Origin of the sequence: Escherichia sp. E2586 (assembly GCF_005781105.1) — a bacterium.
Classification (GTDB): domain Bacteria; phylum Pseudomonadota; class Gammaproteobacteria; order Enterobacterales; family Enterobacteriaceae; genus Escherichia.
Genome location: NZ_VATN01000009.1, coordinates 163,123 through 180,176 on the forward strand (window position 1 = coordinate 163,123; position 17,054 = coordinate 180,176).

General features: G+C 50.5%; 17 protein-coding genes and 1 pseudogene. 10 read left to right on the top strand and 8 right to left on the bottom strand.

Features of this window, described 5'->3' with window-relative positions; genetic code table 11:
• Window positions 1-377 precede the first annotated feature (377 nt).
• Window positions 378-1,478 (top strand): NapC/NirT family cytochrome c, encoded by a 1,101-nt coding sequence (locus FEK50_RS10670; protein ID WP_131161122.1) that lies wholly within the window; start codon window positions 378-380, stop codon window positions 1,476-1,478.
• A gap of 24 nt (window positions 1,479-1,502) precedes the next feature.
• A complete protein-coding gene (torZ, locus tag FEK50_RS10675) occupies window positions 1,503-3,932 on the top strand; it encodes a trimethylamine N-oxide reductase TorZ (RefSeq protein ID WP_131161123.1) in 2,430 nt (809 codons plus the stop codon).
• Between the two features lie 164 nt (window positions 3,933-4,096).
• Here torZ and cmoB read toward each other — a convergent pair whose 3' ends face one another.
• The 5 genes from cmoB to FEK50_RS10700 are packed head-to-tail and all read right to left on the bottom strand — an operon-like array spanning window position 4,097 to window position 7,678.
• A complete protein-coding gene (gene cmoB, locus FEK50_RS10680) occupies window positions 4,097-5,068 on the bottom strand; it encodes a tRNA 5-methoxyuridine(34)/uridine 5-oxyacetic acid(34) synthase CmoB (protein WP_000564757.1) in 972 nt (323 codons plus the stop codon).
• Entirely contained in the window at window positions 5,065-5,808 is a 744-nt protein-coding gene (gene cmoA / locus FEK50_RS10685; protein WP_130208500.1) for a carboxy-S-adenosyl-L-methionine synthase CmoA, read from the bottom strand. The genes cmoB and cmoA overlap by 4 nt, the downstream gene beginning before the upstream one ends.
• Window positions 5,809-5,848: 40 nt before the next feature.
• Entirely contained in the window at window positions 5,849-6,244 is a 396-nt protein-coding gene (locus tag FEK50_RS10690; RefSeq protein WP_130208499.1) for an MAPEG family protein, read from the bottom strand.
• A gap of 52 nt (window positions 6,245-6,296) precedes the next feature.
• A complete protein-coding gene (locus FEK50_RS10695) occupies window positions 6,297-7,115 on the bottom strand; it encodes a DUF72 domain-containing protein (RefSeq protein ID WP_130208498.1) in 819 nt (272 codons plus the stop codon).
• Window positions 7,112-7,678, bottom strand: coding sequence for a hydrolase (locus tag FEK50_RS10700; RefSeq protein WP_131161124.1), 567 nt, complete (start codon window positions 7,676-7,678; stop codon window positions 7,112-7,114). Before FEK50_RS10700 ends, FEK50_RS10695 begins: the two co-directional genes overlap by 4 nt.
• A 310-nt stretch (window positions 7,679-7,988) precedes the next feature.
• Here FEK50_RS10700 and aspS point away from each other — a divergent pair, with 310 nt between their 5' ends.
• The 4 genes from aspS to ruvC all read left to right on the top strand — a co-directional run bounded on the left by aspS (window position 7,989) and on the right by ruvC (window position 11,656).
• Window positions 7,989-9,761, top strand: a complete 1,773-nt coding sequence (gene aspS, locus FEK50_RS10705) for an aspartate--tRNA ligase (protein WP_130208496.1) — start codon at window positions 7,989-7,991, stop codon at window positions 9,759-9,761.
• Between the two features lie 117 nt (window positions 9,762-9,878).
• On the top strand, window positions 9,879-10,331 hold the full coding sequence (nudB, locus tag FEK50_RS10710; RefSeq protein WP_131161209.1) for a dihydroneopterin triphosphate diphosphatase: 453 nt from the start codon (window positions 9,879-9,881) through the stop codon (window positions 10,329-10,331).
• A 28-nt stretch (window positions 10,332-10,359) separates the two neighbouring features.
• Window positions 10,360-11,100 (top strand): YebC/PmpR family DNA-binding transcriptional regulator, encoded by a 741-nt coding sequence (locus tag FEK50_RS10715; RefSeq protein WP_000907234.1) that lies wholly within the window; start codon window positions 10,360-10,362, stop codon window positions 11,098-11,100.
• Window positions 11,101-11,134: 34 nt separating this feature from the next.
• Entirely contained in the window at window positions 11,135-11,656 is a 522-nt protein-coding gene (gene ruvC / locus FEK50_RS10720; protein WP_010350951.1) for a crossover junction endodeoxyribonuclease RuvC, read from the top strand.
• 4 nt (window positions 11,657-11,660) lie between these two features.
• Here the strand turns inward: ruvC and FEK50_RS10725 are convergent, their stop codons facing one another.
• Window positions 11,661-12,260: a YebB family permuted papain-like enzyme gene (locus FEK50_RS10725; RefSeq protein WP_130218702.1), complete on the bottom strand. Its 600-nt coding sequence runs from the start codon at window positions 12,258-12,260 to the stop codon at window positions 11,661-11,663.
• Window positions 12,261-12,330: 70 nt separating this feature from the next.
• Here FEK50_RS10725 and yobI point away from each other — a divergent pair.
• From yobI to ruvB, 3 genes and pseudogenes are all read left to right on the top strand, one after another.
• Window positions 12,331-12,396 (top strand): annotated as a pseudogene (yobI, locus tag FEK50_RS10730) (stress response small protein YobI).
• Between the two features lie 138 nt (window positions 12,397-12,534).
• Window positions 12,535-13,146, top strand: a complete 612-nt coding sequence (gene ruvA, locus FEK50_RS10735) for a Holliday junction branch migration protein RuvA (protein ID WP_000580323.1) — start codon at window positions 12,535-12,537, stop codon at window positions 13,144-13,146.
• A gap of 8 nt (window positions 13,147-13,154) precedes the next feature.
• A complete protein-coding gene (ruvB, locus tag FEK50_RS10740; RefSeq protein ID WP_000568522.1) occupies window positions 13,155-14,165 on the top strand; it encodes a Holliday junction branch migration DNA helicase RuvB in 1,011 nt (336 codons plus the stop codon).
• Window positions 14,166-14,503: 338 nt separating this feature from the next.
• Here the strand turns inward: ruvB and znuB are convergent, their stop codons facing one another.
• Entirely contained in the window at window positions 14,504-15,289 is a 786-nt protein-coding gene (gene znuB / locus FEK50_RS10745; protein WP_131161125.1) for a zinc ABC transporter permease subunit ZnuB, read from the bottom strand.
• A complete protein-coding gene (znuC, locus tag FEK50_RS10750; RefSeq protein ID WP_130259907.1) occupies window positions 15,286-16,041 on the bottom strand; it encodes a zinc ABC transporter ATP-binding protein ZnuC in 756 nt (251 codons plus the stop codon). The genes znuB and znuC overlap by 4 nt, the downstream gene beginning before the upstream one ends.
• 78 nt (window positions 16,042-16,119) lie before the next feature.
• On the opposite strand from znuC, the gene znuA reads away from it, so the two are divergent.
• Window positions 16,120-17,052, top strand: coding sequence for a zinc ABC transporter substrate-binding protein ZnuA (gene znuA / locus FEK50_RS10755; protein ID WP_074399578.1), 933 nt, complete (start codon window positions 16,120-16,122; stop codon window positions 17,050-17,052).
• Window positions 17,053-17,054: the final 2 nt, after the last annotated feature.

Genomic DNA, 17,054 nt, shown 5'->3' on the forward strand with positions numbered 1-17,054 from the left:
TGCATCATGTCGCCCAATATGATGCTTGCTCGTACCAGGCCCCTGCAATTTCAACAGGGGCCTTTTTTTATTCCCTGGCAGTATAAAAAACGAACGATTGCTGTGATGTGTAGAACGGGTGACAGTGTGCATAGCGTTGTGCTTAAAATGTTTTATATATTCACATTAATTATGTTATTTAAATTACTAAAACTGACAAATATATATTATAAATAACGGCTGGGTTATTCTTTCGCAATTAATGATTACATTGTAATAAATCATATTCTTTATCGATTATTTCAGGCAGTGTTGTGCCGAATTAAGCAAGTAGTCAATTCGTTGTGTATTTATTTATACAATGATTTCGGTGTCCTGGAATTTAATTAGAGGAATCTATGCGAGGGAAAAAACGCATTGGGTTATTTTTTCTGCTGATAGCGGTTGTGGTTGGTGGCGGCGGGTTATTGCTTGCGCAAAAAGCCTTACATAAAACGTCGGATACAGCATTTTGTCTTTCCTGCCACTCGATGAGTAAACCTTTTGAGGAATATCAGGGAACTGTCCACTTTGCGAACCAGAAAGGTATACGTGCGGAATGTGCCGATTGCCATATTCCAAAGTCAGGGATGGATTATTTATTTGCCAAATTAAAAGCATCTAAAGATATTTATCATGAATTTGTTAGCGGCAAAATAGACAGTGACGATAAGTTCGAAGCGCATCGTCAGGAAATGGCCGAAACAGTATGGAAAGAATTAAAAGCATCGGATTCTGCAACGTGCCGTAGTTGCCATTCTTTTGATGCGATGGATATTGCCTCGCAAAGTGAATCTGCGCAGAAAATGCATACCAAAGCGCAAAAGGAGGGTGAAACGTGTATTGATTGTCATAAAGGAATTGCCCATTTCCCGCCAGAAATAAAAATGGATGACAACGCGGCGCATGAACTGGAAAGTCAGGCTGCCACTTCTGTGACCAATGGCGCACATATTTATCCTTTCAAACCTTCCCACATAGGCGAACTGGCCACTGTGAATCCTGGTACCGATCTCACCGTCGTTGATGCCAGTGGCAAACAGCCGATCGTTCTGTTGCAGGGTTATCAAATGCAGGGCAGTGAAAACACGCTCTACCTGGCGGCAGGTCAACGTCTGGCGCTAGCCACATTAACTGATGAAGGTATCAAGGCGCTAACGGTAAACGGGGAATGGCAGGCTGACGAATACGGTAATCAATGGCGTCAGGCGTCATTACAAGGGGCGCTAATCGATCCCGTATTAGCGGATCGTAAACCGTTATGGCAATACGCTGAAAAACTCGATGACACCTATTGTGCTGGCTGCCATGCGCCTATTGCCGCTGACCATTACACCGTCAATGCCTGGCCCTCTATTGCCAAAGGAATGGGGGCGCGAACCAGCATGAGCGAAAACGAACTGGACATTTTGACGCGGTACTTCCAGTACAACGCCAAAGATATTACCGAAAAACAGTGATCCTCGTAGATCAGGGAGGAAGTTATGACATTAACAAGACGTGAGTTTATTAAACATAGCGGTATTGCTGCCGGGGCGCTGGTGGTGACATCGGCTACGCCGTTACCCGCATGGGCAGAAGAGAAGGGCGGAAAAATCCTCACCGCGGGTCGTTGGGGAGCGATGAACGTAGAAGTGAAGGACGGTAAGATTGTTTCTTCGACAGGCGCGCTGGCGAAGACTATCCCGAACTCGTTACAGTCTACGGCGGCGGATCAGGTACACACTACGGCGCGTATTCAGCATCCGATGGTGAGAAAAAGTTATCTCGACAATCCACTGCAACCGGCAAAAGGTCGTGGCGAAGACAGTTACGTTCAGGTGAGCTGGGAACAGGCATTAAAACTGATTCATGAGCAACACGATCGCATCCGCAAGGCCAACGGCCCTTCGGCCATTTTTGCAGGGTCTTACGGCTGGCGTTCATCAGGGGTGCTGCATAAAGCGCAAACGCTGATGCAACGTTATATGAATCTGGCGGGGGGATATTCCGGGCATAGTGGCGATTACTCTACCGGGGCTGCGCAGGTGATCATGCCGCACGTTGTCGGTTCTGTGGAGGTCTATGAACAGCAGACTTCCTGGCCGCTGATTCTGGAAAACAGTCAGGTGGTGGTGTTGTGGGGCATGAACCCGCTGAATACCTTAAAAATTGCCTGGAGCAGTACCGATGAACAAGGGCTGGAATACTTCCATCAGCTGAAAAAATCGGGCAAACCGGTGATTGCCATCGACCCTATCCGTTCCGAAACAATCGAGTTCTTTGGCGATAACGCGACCTGGATCGCGCCGAATATGGGGACCGACGTGGCGATGATGTTAGGCATCGCGCATACCCTGATGACTCAAGGCAAACACGATAAAGCCTTCCTTGAGAAATACACTACCGGGTATCCGCAGTTTGAAGAGTATCTGACCGGCAAGAACGATAATACGCCGAAGAGTGCGGCCTGGGCGGCAGAAATTACTGGTGTACCGGAAGCGCAGATTGTCAAACTCGCTGAACTGATGGCGGCGAATCGCACGATGCTGATGGCTGGTTGGGGGATCCAACGCCAGCAATACGGCGAACAGAAACACTGGATGCTGGTGACGCTGGCGGCGATGTTAGGGCAAATTGGTACACCGGGCGGCGGTTTTGGTTTCTCTTATCATTACTCCAACGGTGGCAACCCGACGCGAGTTGGCGGCGTGCTGCCAGAAATGTCTGCGGCGATTGCCGGACAGGCAAGTGAGGAAGCTGATGATGGCGGAATGACCGCGATTCCGGTCGCCCGTATTGTCGATGCGCTGGAAAATCCTGGCGGCAAATATCAGCATAACGGTAAAGAACAAACGTATCCGAATATCAAAATGATCTGGTGGGCGGGTGGCGGTAACTTTACCCATCACCAGGATACTAATCGTCTGATTAAAGCCTGGCAGAAACCGGAGATGATCGTCGTTTCTGAATGCTACTGGACCGCAGCAGCCAAACACGCAGATATCGTATTACCGATCACCACATCGTTTGAGCGCAATGACCTGACGATGACCGGTGATTATAGCAACCAGCATATTGTGCCGATGAAGCAAGCTGTCGCTCCGCAATTTGAAGCGCGTAACGATTTTGACGTGTTTGCCGATCTTGCGGAATTACTGAAACCTGGCGGAAAAGAGATCTATACCGAAGGTAAAGATGAAATGGCGTGGCTGAAATTTTTCTATGATGCCGCCCAGAAAGGTGCGCGTGCGCAACGCGTGACTATGCCAATGTTTAATGCCTTCTGGCAGCAAAATAAACTGCTTGAAATGCGCCGCAGCGAGAAGAACGAGCAATATGTTCGCTATGGCGATTTCCGCGCCGATCCGGTGAAAAACGCGCTGGGTACACCAAGTGGCAAAATTGAAATCTACTCAAAAACACTGGAAAAATTTGGCTATAAGGATTGCCCGGCACACCCGACCTGGCTGGCTCCTGATGAATGGAAAGGTACCGCCGACGAGAAGCAGTTGCAGCTTCTGACCGCGCATCCGGCACATCGTCTACACAGTCAGCTTAACTATGCGGAGCTGCGTAAAAAATATGCGGTTGCCGATCGTGAGCCGATCACAATTCACACCGAAGATGCAGCTCGGTTTGGTATTGCAAATGGCGATCTGGTCCGTGTCTGGAATAAACGTGGTCAGATCCTGACAGGCGCTGTGGTGACTGACGGGATCAAAAAAGGCGTTGTATGCGTGCATGAAGGTGCATGGCCGGATCTGGAAAATGGCTTGTGTAAAAACGGCAGTGCGAACGTGTTAACGGCGGATATCCCCAGCTCGCAGCTGGCGAATGCCTGTGCCGGTAACTCTGCGCTGGTGTATATCGAAAAATATACGGGTAATGCGCCGAAGTTAACGGCGTTTGATCAGCCAGCTATTCAGGCATAAGACGTGAAAAGCGCCCGGAAACGGGCGCTGAGGTTATGCAAACGCAAAACTGCCTGATGCACTATGCTTATCAGGCCTACATAGTCCCTGCAATATATTGAATTAGCAAGGTTTTGTAGGCCGGATAAGGCGTTCACGCCGCATCCGGCAGTATTACCAGACCTTTACGGCTTACGCGCAATTAGCACCGCGCGTTTAGGCGCAGGATAACCTTCTACCGTCTTACCCGGATCATGCGGGTCGAGAAAATCGGCCAGAGACTCGGTGACCATCCATTCAGTGCGTCGCTGCTCTTCTGTAGTGGTGACACTCACATCCGCAATGCGAATATCAACAAAACCACACTTCTTCAGCCAGTTTTTCAGTGCCAGGGCCGACGGGATGAAATAAACATTACGCATTTGTGCGTAACGATCGCCTGGTACCAGCACCGTGTTTTCGTCGCCATCAATAACCAGCGTTTCAAGCACCAGTTCGCCCTCATTCACCAGTTGATCTTTCAACTGCCAGAGATGCTCCAGCGGTGAACGACGATGATAAAGCACGCCCATCGAAAAGACGGTATCAAAGGCTTTCAGTGCCGGAAGTTGTTCAATCCCTAACGGCAGCAGATGCGCCCGTTGGTCGTTACCCAACAGTTTACGCACTGCTTCAAACTGGCAGAGGAATAGTTGCGTAGGGTCGATACCCACCGCAAGGTGTGCGCCTGCGCCAATCATGCGCCACATGTGATAGCCGCTGCCGCAGCCGACATCAAGAATGGTGCGCCCGGTTAAATCAGAAAGATGTGGCAGAACACGATCCCATTTCCAGTCGGAACGCCATTCGGTATCGATGTTGACGCCATACAGTGAGAACGGCCCTTTGCGCCACGGCATCAGGTTGCGCATCAGAGTCTCAATGCGCTTAATCTGCCCGGCGCTCAGTGGCTCTTCGCTTTCCGCCGTCACGCTATGCAGTAAATCAAGACGATACGGTTTAATTTCAGGCAGAAATTCCACCGCGTTGGACCACTGTTTAAACAGACCGTGCTGCTGTTCGCGCTGCCAGCTGGCAATCTGCGCGGGCAGGGTTTCCAGCCAGTGTGAAAGATGATTTTTGGCAATCAGAGAATAAAAGTTACCAAAGTCGATCATGCAGCGTCCTCTGCTTTTAATGCCACCAGTGAACCAAAATTAAAGCACTGGAACCACAGCTCGCTATGCTCAAAACCGGCTTTATGCAGGCGTGCCTTGTGGGTTTCCACGGAATCGGTCAGCATGACGTTTTCTAACATGCTGCGCTTCTGGCTGATTTCCAGCTCGCTGTAGCCGTTGGCACGTTTAAAATCGTGGTGCATGTTGAACAGCAGTTCACCAACTTTGGCATCTTCGAAACTAAATTTTTCCGAAAGCACCAGCGCGCCGCCCGGGTTTAGCCCTTGATAAATTTTATCCAGTAACGCCTGGCGCTCGGAAGGTTCCAGGAATTGCAGGGTAAAATTCAGTACCACCATCGACGCGTTTTCAATGGCAATATCACGAATATCACCTTCAATAACATCAACAGGCGTAGGCGCTTTATAGGCGTCGATATGACGGCGGCAGCGTTCAATCATTGCCGGGGAATTGTCGATGGCGATAATTTTACAATTATCATGATGAATGTTGCGACGCACTGAGAGCGTCGCCGCGCCCAAAGAACAGCCCAGATCGTAAATCTGCGTACCCGGTTGAACGAAGCGTTCAGCTAACATACCAATCATTGAAATAATATTGGAGTAGCCTGGAACGGAACGTTGGATCATATCCGGGAAGACTTCAGCTACCCGTTCATCAAAGGTCCAGTCGCCCAGTCTGGCGATAGGGGCAGAAAATAGCGTGTCGCGGTGAGACATAACGTAAAAATCCGGGAAAAAGAAAGTGGCATATTGTGCGCTAACGTAGGGAGAAAACCAACTCCCAGGGCATATACCAAAGATTCGCCAGCACCATCAGCAATAGCGCACACCAGGTGGCGCTCATACCAGAACGTCGCCAGCGAAACAGACGGTGATGGAAACCGTAATAATGCATCAGACGACCAGCGAGCAAAACGAGGCCGCAAATATGCACCATCCAGGTTTCAGCACCATTCATTTCCATAAATAGCATCAATACAATCGCGATGGGAATATATTCCACCGCATTGCCATGAATACGAATAGCGCTTTGTAGTTCGCTAAAACCGCCGTCGCCATAGGCAACGCGATACTGCATTCGCAGGCGAACAACATCAAAAGAGAACTTCATTAATAACAACGCACCTAAAACGGCATACAGCGCGCTTACCATACAAACTCCCTTTAAAATGGCCGATGGCACTTGTCTATGATAGGTGGCAAATTCAGAAAAGAGAAGATTGCTGTGGAATAGCCGGGACTGCTCCGATCTCTGGAAGCATTTTACGTAAGTCTTCCCACAGTGTATGTACCAGTTCCGGGGCCTGAGCAATATCTGGCGTGTGCAGAAAAAGATAAGGCGTGGTGCTCTGCTGCCACTGCGCTAATTTCTGTAACCAGACCTGAAATAATTCCCTGTTTTGCGCCATATCATCGCTGCCGATAAAACGGATCAGCGGATTTGTCGCCGTTAGTACGGCATGTACCGGAACCTTCGGTTTCTTCCGTTGAGCGTCGCGTATGGCTTCATTATGCGGAGGTGCAGCATGAACCGGGCGGCTATCTAAAATCACCCGATTAACGGCGCGCTGATGCAAACCGCGATTAAGGGCTTGTTCCGCTTCCCCTTTGGCGAAAAACAACGGATGACGCACTTCCACGCCATAGGGAAACTCGTCGGGAAGAGTATCGAGAAAATGCCAAAGCGCAGGCAAATCCTGTGGGCCGAAGGTGGCAGGCAGTTGCAGCCAGTATTGCCCAATGCGCGGAGCCAGCGGTGACATACGGGTCAAAAATTCACTGGTTAAATCATCGCAATGACGCAACGCTGCCTGATGCGAAATGGTCGCCGGAAACTTAAAACAGAAGCGGAAGTCATCTGTGGTCTGCTCCCGCCAGCGCAGGACAACCTCGGGTTTCGGCAGGGCGTATAGCGTGGTGTTGCCCTCCACGCAATTAAAGTAGCGGGCATACTCTTCCAGGCTGGTTATCCCCAACCGCACCCATTTAGGATGCGACCATTGTGGCAGACCGATATAAATCATAACGCGTTGAGGATCTCTTCCACGCTGCGCACACGGGCGATGCGTGGATAGATATGGTTGATGCTGTTATGGTGCTGCTCGGCACTGGCGGCGCTACAGGCATCTTCGGCAATCACCAGATTAAAACCGAGTTCCCAGGCATTGCGGGCGGTGGACTCAACGCCGATATTGGTCGAAATCCCACATAACACTATTGTATCGATACATCGGCGGCGTAATTGCAACTCCAGATCCGTACCGTAAAACGCACCCCATTGACGTTTGATGATTTCGATATCGCTGTCGGTTGCACCTAATGCAGCAGGATGTTGCCACCAATTTTCGGGCAATACTTTGGCCGGTGAGGGCGCATCGACCGGCTGTTTTAATGCTTCAGCATAATCGGCAGACCAGCCAACACGCACCAGAAACACGGGCTGACCGCTCGCGCGAAATTTCGCCGCCAGTTTTCCTGCGCGATTCACCACGTCTTCGGCAGTATGCGGACCACCGGCAAAAGGCAAGATGCCTTCCTGTAAATCAATCACCACTAGCGCTGTGGTTTTGGCATTAAGTTCAAGCATGATCACTCCAGATAAAACAAAATCGTGCCTCTCACCTTAATGCGATTAGCCGATGGTGGAACGACAAATTTTGTTAATTTTTATGAGTTCGGGCAACACCTTTATAGCAAACTGGCGTAGAGTCTGATTTCAGGCCCGACATAAAGTGGTAACGAGGCGTTCCAGCGCGGGCCAGGCTCTTACGGTGCGGCAGAATTTCCAGTATAATAGCCGCCTTTTTTCATTCAGTTGTGACATACAGCTAACGCTGCGACTCAGGTCACCTGCACAGCAGGGGACATCCGCCAGCAGCTAAGTTAAGGGATATCTCATGCGTACAGAATATTGTGGACAGCTCCGTTTGTCCCACGTGGGGCAGCAGGTGACTCTGTGTGGTTGGGTCAACCGTCGTCGTGATCTTGGTAGCTTGATCTTTATCGATATGCGCGACCGCGAAGGTATCGTGCAGGTATTTTTCGATCCGGATCGTGCGGACGCATTAAAGCTGGCCTCTGAACTGCGTAATGAGTTCTGCATTCAGGTCACGGGCACCGTACGTGCGCGTGACGAAAAAAATATCAACCGCGATATGGCGACTGGCGAAATCGAAGTGCTGGCTTCCTCGCTGACCATCATCAACCGCGCAGACGTTCTGCCGCTTGACTCCAACCACGTCAACACCGAAGAAGCGCGTCTGAAGTACCGCTATCTTGACCTGCGTCGCCCGGAAATGGCTCAGCGCCTGAAAACCCGTGCGAAAATCACCAGTCTGGTGCGTCGTTTTATGGACGACCACGGTTTCCTCGACATCGAAACTCCGATGCTGACCAAAGCCACGCCGGAAGGCGCGCGTGACTACCTGGTGCCTTCTCGTGTGCACAAAGGGAAATTCTACGCGCTGCCGCAATCCCCGCAGTTGTTCAAACAGCTGCTGATGATGTCCGGTTTTGACCGCTACTATCAGATCGTTAAATGCTTCCGTGACGAAGACCTGCGCGCTGATCGTCAGCCTGAATTTACTCAGATCGATGTGGAAACCTCTTTCATGACCGCGCCGCAAGTGCGTGAAGTGATGGAAGCGCTGGTGCGTCATTTGTGGCTGGAAGTGAAGGGCATTGATCTGGGCGATTTCCCGGTAATGACCTTTGCGGAAGCTGAACGCCGTTACGGCTCCGACAAACCGGACCTGCGTAACCCGATGGAACTGACCGACGTTGCCGATCTGCTGAAATCCGTTGAGTTTGCAGTATTTGCAGGTCCAGCGAACGATCCGAAAGGCCGAGTTGCCGCTCTGCGTGTTCCGGGTGGCGCATCGCTGACCCGTAAGCAGATCGACGAATACGGTAACTTCGTTAAAATCTACGGCGCGAAAGGTCTGGCTTACATCAAAGTTAACGAACGCGCGAAAGGTCTGGAAGGTATCAACAGCCCGGTAGCGAAGTTCCTTAATGCGGAAATCATCGAAGCCATCCTGGATCGTACTGCCGCGCAAGATGGCGATATGATTTTCTTCGGTGCCGACAACAAGAAAATTGTTGCCGACGCGATGGGCGCACTACGTCTGAAAGTGGGTAAAGACCTTGGCCTGACCGACGAAAGCAAATGGGCACCGCTGTGGGTTATCGACTTCCCGATGTTTGAAGACGACGGTGAAGGCGGCCTGACGGCAATGCACCATCCGTTCACCGCGCCGAAAGACATGACGGCGGCAGAACTGAAAGCTGCACCGGAAAATGCGGTGGCGAATGCTTACGATATGGTCATCAATGGTTACGAAGTGGGCGGTGGTTCAGTGCGTATCCATAATGGTGATATGCAGCAGACGGTGTTTGGCATTCTGGGGATAACCGAAGAGGAACAGCGCGAGAAATTCGGCTTCCTGCTCGACGCCCTGAAATACGGTACTCCGCCGCACGCAGGTCTGGCATTTGGTCTTGACCGTCTGACCATGCTGCTGACTGGCACCGACAACATTCGTGACGTTATCGCCTTCCCGAAAACCACGGCAGCAGCGTGCCTGATGACTGAAGCACCGAGCTTTGCTAACCCGACTGCACTGGCTGAGCTGAGCATTCAGGTTGTGAAGAAGGCTGAGAATAACTGATATGACTCAAATACACGAAATCATTCGCGTTGCATCGAGGCGGCAACTGAGTGAACTCCCATGAGCATAGATAACTATGTGAATGGGATGAGCGAAGGCAGTCAACGAAGAGGCAGCGTGAAGGTTAAAGTGTATAAGCGTCCCGTTTCGATCTTAGTGGTCATCTATGCACAAGATACGAAACGGGTGCTGATGTTGCAGCGGCGTGACGATCCCGATTTCTGGCAGTCGGTAACCGGCAGCGTGGAAGAGGGTGAAACCGCGCCGCAAGCTGCCATGCGCGAAGTAAAGGAAGAGGTCACCATCGATGTTGTCGCTGAACAACTGACCTTAATTGACTGTCAGCGCACGGTAGAGTTTGAAATTTTTTCACATTTACGTCATCGCTATGCGCCGGGCGTGACGCGCAATACGGAATCATGGTTCTGTCTTGCGCTCCCGCACGAGCGCCAGATTGTTTTCACTGAACATCTGGCTTACAAGTGGCTTGATGCGCCTGCTGCTGCGGCGCTCACTAAGTCATGGAGCAACCGGCAGGCGATTGAACAGTTTGTTATTAACGCTGCCTGAACAGGCAGGGCTATCTGGAGATATTTTTATGGCAGGTCATAGTAAATGGGCCAACACCAGACATCGTAAAGCTGCGCAGGATGCTAAGCGCGGTAAAATCTTCACTAAAATCATTCGTGAGCTGGTAACCGCGGCTAAGCTGGGCGGTGGCGATCCGGACGCTAACCCGCGTCTGCGTGCAGCAATTGATAAAGCACTGTCTAACAACATGACCCGTGACACCCTGAACCGCGCAATTGCACGTGGTGTGGGCGGTGATGATGATGCAAACATGGAAACCATCATCTACGAAGGTTACGGCCCTGGCGGCACGGCAATCATGATTGAATGTCTGTCTGACAACCGCAACCGTACCGTTGCTGAAGTGCGTCACGCATTCAGCAAATGTGGCGGTAACCTCGGTACTGACGGTTCCGTAGCCTATCTGTTCAGCAAAAAAGGCGTGATCTCCTTCGAGAAAGGCGACGAAGACACCATCATGGAAGCAGCACTGGAAGCAGGTGCTGAAGACGTTGTGACCTATGATGACGGCGCGATCGACGTCTACACTGCATGGGAAGAGATGGGTAAAGTACGCGACGCTCTGGAAGCGGCAGGTCTGAAAGCAGACAGCGCAGAAGTTTCCATGATCCCGTCAACCAAAGCCGATATGGATGCAGAAACTGCACCGAAACTGATGCGTCTGATCGATATGCTGGAAGACTGTGACGACGTGCAGGAAGTTTACCATAACGGTGAGATCTCTGATGAGGTTGCAGCGACCCTCTGATGAGGCCGGCTAAACAACAAAACGGAGACGCGTGATGTCTATTATTCTCGGTATTGACCCGGGTTCGCGCGTTACCGGCTACGGTGTTATCCGTCAGGTGGGCAGGCAACTGTCCTACTTGGGTAGCGGATGCATACGCACCAAAGTGGATGATTTACCGTCTCGTCTGAAACTGATCTATGCGGGCGTGACGGAAATCATCACCCAGTTCCAGCCCGATTATTTCGCAATCGAACAAGTCTTTATGGCGAAGAACGCTGACTCTGCCCTGAAACTGGGGCAGGCACGAGGCGTGGCGATTGTGGCAGCGGTGAATCAGGAATTGCCGGTGTTTGAATATGCTGCGCGTCAGGTGAAGCAAACAGTGGTGGGCATTGGTAGCGCCGAAAAAAGCCAGGTGCAGCATATGGTGCGTACCTTGCTGAAATTACCTGCTAATCCACAGGCGGATGCCGCCGATGCGCTGGCGATTGCCATCACCCACTGCCATGTCAGCCAGAATGCGATGCAGATGAGCGAATCGCGGCTGAACCTGGCGAGAGGGCGACTGCGCTAAATTATCACGCTTCAGTCAGTTCAGGCTGAGGCGTTTCTACTCCCTCCGCATGAATCAACATTAGACTCGGATGATGCCACAAACTCGCTGGCGTAACCGTTTTACGATCCCACGGAATAGAACCTAAGAACCAGAATTTCCAGAAAGTGAGTTTTGCATTCGGATTGCTATTTAACAATTCTCCAAATGTCTCTATTTCACCCACCGGAATACATAGCGCCTCTTTATAAATATCAAAGACAAATTTTGAACAGAACTGGCGTGAAGATTCGTATTTAAAACCGGTGTGGTAGAGTTTGCGTAGCCGGGAGGGAACCTGTTCAACAATTCGTTGTTTTTGTTGTTCTGTTAGCCCTGCGTCTAATCGCTTTATAGCATAGCGTTGATTAGAAGAACGTTTAATAAAACGGGATAGCGTGGTGATGGTTGAAAGGGGAACCCGGCTTTCTGCAACCAGGAAGTCTTCACCGTTATGACCGATAATGATCCCGACGTGATTACTCCAGCAATTTGATGCTGCTGATATTTGACCAAATAAGGCAGCACCTATACATGTAAAGACGATATCACCAATTTCATATTCAGCAGGGTAATTAATATTCACGTTGTCATTCCATTGAAATAAATATGAATACACGTAATAACATAAAAAAGTTTATTTTTCAGGAGTCGAAATGTATATTTTTTTTACGCATTAACTCACTGAATATGTAATATTCAAATATTTGCTTCCAATATAACCTGTAGAATAAATTATACTGCGCCATTTTTCAGATCATCGGGACGCCTCGCAAGTTTTCTTCATCCTTCGCTGGATATCTATCCAGCATTTTTTTATCATACAGCATTATCTTTGATTCATTACGCAGGAGCGTCATGTGATAGGCAGACTCAGAGGCATCATCATTGAAAAACAACCCCCGCTGGTGTTAATTGAAGTGGGCGGCGTAGGCTATGAAGTGCATATGCCGATGACCTGTTTTTATGAGCTCCCTGAAGCGGGTCAGGAAGCGATCGTTTTCACCCACTTTGTGGTGCGTGAAGACGCGCAACTACTGTACGGTTTTAACAATAAACAAGAGCGCACGTTGTTCAAAGAGTTGATCAAAACCAACGGCGTCGGCCCCAAGTTGGCACTGGCGATCCTCTCCGGAATGTCAGCGCAGCAGTTCGTTAATGCCGTTGAACGTGAAGAAGTGGGAGCACTGGTGAAATTGCCGGGTATTGGCAAAAAAACCGCCGAGCGTTTAATTGTCGAAATGAAAGACCGATTTAAAGGTTTGCATGGCGATCTGTTTACGCCAGCCGCCGATCTGGTGCTCACGTCGCCTGCCAGCCCGGCAACCGATGATGCTGAACAGGAAGCGGTTGCTGCGCTGGTGGCACTGGGCTATAAACCACAAGAAGCCAGCCGGATGGTGAGCAAAATTGCTCGCCCTGACGCCAGCAGTGAAACATTAATTCGCGAAGCTCTGCGCGCCGCGTTATGAGGTAAAGGATGATTGAAGCAGACCGTCTGATTTCTGCCGGTACGACTTTGCCGGAAGATGTGGCAGATCGCGCCATTCGCCCCAAATTACTGGAAGAGTATGTTGGTCAGCCGCAGGTTCGTTCACAGATGGAGATTTTCATCAAAGCAGCGAAACTGCGCGGCGATGCCCTCGATCATCTGTTGATTTTTGGCCCTCCGGGTTTAGGTAAAACCACGCTTGCTAACATTGTCGCCAATGAAATGGGCGTTAATTTACGCACGACTTCCGGTCCGGTGCTGGAAAAGGCCGGCGATCTGGCAGCAATGCTCACTAACCTTGAACCGCATGACGTGCTGTTTATTGATGAGATCCACCGTCTTTCACCAGTGGTGGAAGAGGTGTTGTATCCGGCAATGGAAGACTACCAACTGGATATCATGATTGGTGAAGGTCCGGCGGCACGCTCCATTAAAATTGATTTGCCCCCGTTTACCCTGATTGGTGCAACCACGCGCGCAGGTTCGCTGACATCACCGTTGCGCGACCGTTTTGGTATTGTGCAACGTCTGGAGTTTTATCAGGTGCCAGATCTGCAATATATCGTCAGTCGTAGTGCGCGCTTTATGGGGCTCGAGATGAGTGACGATGGCGCGCTGGAAGTGGCGCGTCGGGCGCGTGGTACGCCACGTATTGCCAACCGCCTGCTGCGTCGAGTGCGTGATTTCGCCGAAGTGAAGCATGATGGTACCATCTCGGCAGATATCGCCGCCCAGGCGCTGGATATGCTGAATGTCGATGCTGAAGGTTTCGATTATATGGACCGCAAATTGTTGCTGGCGGTAATCGATAAATTCTTTGGTGGGCCTGTAGGTCTGGATAACCTGGCGGCGGCTATTGGCGAAGAACGTGAAACCATTGAGGATGTGCTGGAGCCTTATTTGATTCAGCAAGGCTTTTTGCAGCGTACACCACGCGGGCGTATGGCGACAGTGCGGGCGTGGAACCACTTCGGCATCACGCCGCCAGAAATGCCGTAGTTCAAATAAGGCGCTCGCGCCGCATCCGACACTGGCAATGTGCCTGATGCGACGCTGTTCGCGTTTTATCAGGCCTGGCAGGTATAGCGAACCGTAGGTCGGATAAGGCGCTGCGCCGCATCCGACACTGGCAATGTGCCTGATGCGACGCTGTTCGCGTTTTATCAGGTCTACCTGGTATAGCGAACCGTAGGTCAGATAAGGCGTTTGCGCCACATCCGACACTGGCAATGTGCCTGATGCGACGCTGTTCGCGTCTTATCAGGCCTGGCATGTATAACGAACCGTAGGTCGGATAAGGCGCTTGCGCCGCATCCGACAAATGTGTTCAGGCGAAATTAGCTGGCCTGTTTTTTCATCATACTCAAAATAAACAACAGAGCAGCACACAGCACCACGGACGGACCCGCAGGCGTATCGTAAAACGCTGAAAAAGTTAAACCACCGGTTACAGCAATCATCCCCACCAAAACAGCGACACCTGCCATCTGCTCCGGTGTACGGGCGAAACGACGTGCGGTAGCCGCCGGAATGATCAGCAGCGAGGTAATAATCAACGCCCCGACAAATTTCATTGCCACACCAATCGTCAATGCTGTTACCAGCATCAACAGCAATTTCACTCGCTGTAATTTCACACCATCGACAAATGCCAGATCCGGGCTAATGGTCATCGACAGTAAATTACGCCATTGCCAGAACAGAATTGCCACCACAATGACCACGCCAATGGCGATGGAGATGAGATCTTCCGGCGTCACTGCCAGCAAATCACCGAACAGGTATGCCATCAAGTCAACGCGAATGTTAGACATCAGACTGACAACGACCAGGCCCAGCGACAAGGCACTGTGCGCCATAATTCCCAATAACGTGTCGATCGCCAGCTGTGGACGCTTCTCCAGCCATACCAGACCGCCCGCCAGCAGCAGCGTAACGGCAATCACTGCATAGAAGGGATTCACGTTCAGCAACAGACCAAAGGCCACTCCAAGTAAAGACGCATGGGCCAGCGTATCGCCGAAATAAGACATACGACGCCAGACAACAAAAGAACCCAAAGGACCAGCGGCACAGGCCAGCATAATCCCGGCTACCCAACCGGGAAATAATAATTCAATCATGAGCGATCACTTCCCCGACGCAGAACAATTCGCCCCTGTAAATCGTGGCGGTGATTATGATGATGGCGATAAATACCCAGCTGTTCAGCTCCACGAGGCCCGAACATCGAAATAAATTCCGGATGCAGGGAAACGACTTCTGGTGTGCCAGAACAACAGATGTGATGGTTAAGGCAAAGTACTTCATCGGTTTTTGCCATTACCAGATGCAGATCGTGAGACACCATTAAAACGCCACAATCCAGTTCGCGACGTAACTGGTCAATAAGGTCATATAACGCCACCTGACCATTCACATCCACGCCCTGGGTGGGTTCGTCCAGAACTAATAACTGGGGTTGATTTAACAATGCGCGCGCGAGTAGTACACGCTGCGTTTCACCGCCAGAGAGCTTTTGCATTGGCGCGTCAATAAGATGCCCAGCCTGAACGCGTTTTAGTGCAGGCAGAATATCTTCCTTATGTGTTCTGGGGCGTAAGCGTAAAAAACGGTTTACGGTCAGTGGCAACGTGGTGTCGAGATACAGCTTCTGTGGCACATAACCAATGCGCAGTTTTCCGTGGCGCTTGATAACACCTTCATCTGGTGTTACCAGCCCGAGGACAACCCGAACCAATGTCGACTTACCTGCGCCGTTCGGCCCAAGTAAGGTCAAAATTCTACCAGGCTTGAGTTCCAGCGACACATCAGAGAGGACGCGGCGTTGGCCAAATGAAACCGAGACATTTTCCAGGGAAACCAGACTTGTCATGTTAATTTTAGTCTTGCAGTAGTCATGAAATGTTATAATATCACACTTCTTATATTCATTACGATGATTGGTCGCATTATGTTACATAAAAAAACGCTTCTTTTCGCAGCATTATCTGCTGCTCTCTGGGGCAGTGCAACTCAGGTAGCAGAAGCTGCCGTTGTCGCTTCGCTTAAACCTGTTGGATTCATCGCTTCCGCTATTGCTGATGGAGTAACAGAGACGGAGGTGTTACTTCCTGATGGGGCCTCTGAACATGATTATTCACTGCGTCCATCTGATGTAAAACGCTTACAGAACGCGGACTTAGTTGTCTGGGTTGGACCGGAAATGGAAGCGTTTATGCAAAAGCCCGTGAGTAAATTACCCGAAGCGAAGCAGGTAACCATTGCGCAGCTTGAGAGTGTAAAACCGCTGCTGATGAAAAGCATTCACGACGCTGATGATGATCATGACCACGCGGAAAAAAGTGACGAAGATCACCATCACGGCGATTTCAACATGCACGTTTGGCTTTCCCCAGAGATAGCGCGGGCTACAGCGGTTGCAATCCATGGAAAATTAGTGGAACTTATGCCGCAAAGTCGAGCCAAACTTGACGCCAACCTGATGGAATTTGAGGCACAATTAGCTTCAAGTAGGAAACAGGTTGGTAACGAGCTCGCGCCGCTCAAGGGAAAAGGTTATTTCGTTTTTCATGATGCTTACGGCTACTTCGAAAAACAATTCGGACTGACACCGCTTGGTCACTTTACCGTAAACCCAGAGATTCAACCTGGCGCGCAGCGTTTACATCAAATAAGAACACAGTTGGTTGAGCAAAAAGCAACTTGCGTTTTTGCTGAGCCACAGTTCAGGCCTGCGGTCGTTGAAAGCGTCGCACGAGGGACATCCGTTCGTATGGGAACGTTGGATCCCCTTGGGACGAATATCAAACTGGGCAAAACAAGCTATTCAGAATTCCTGAATCAATTAGCTAACCAGTACGCGAGCTGCCTGAAAGGAGATTAATG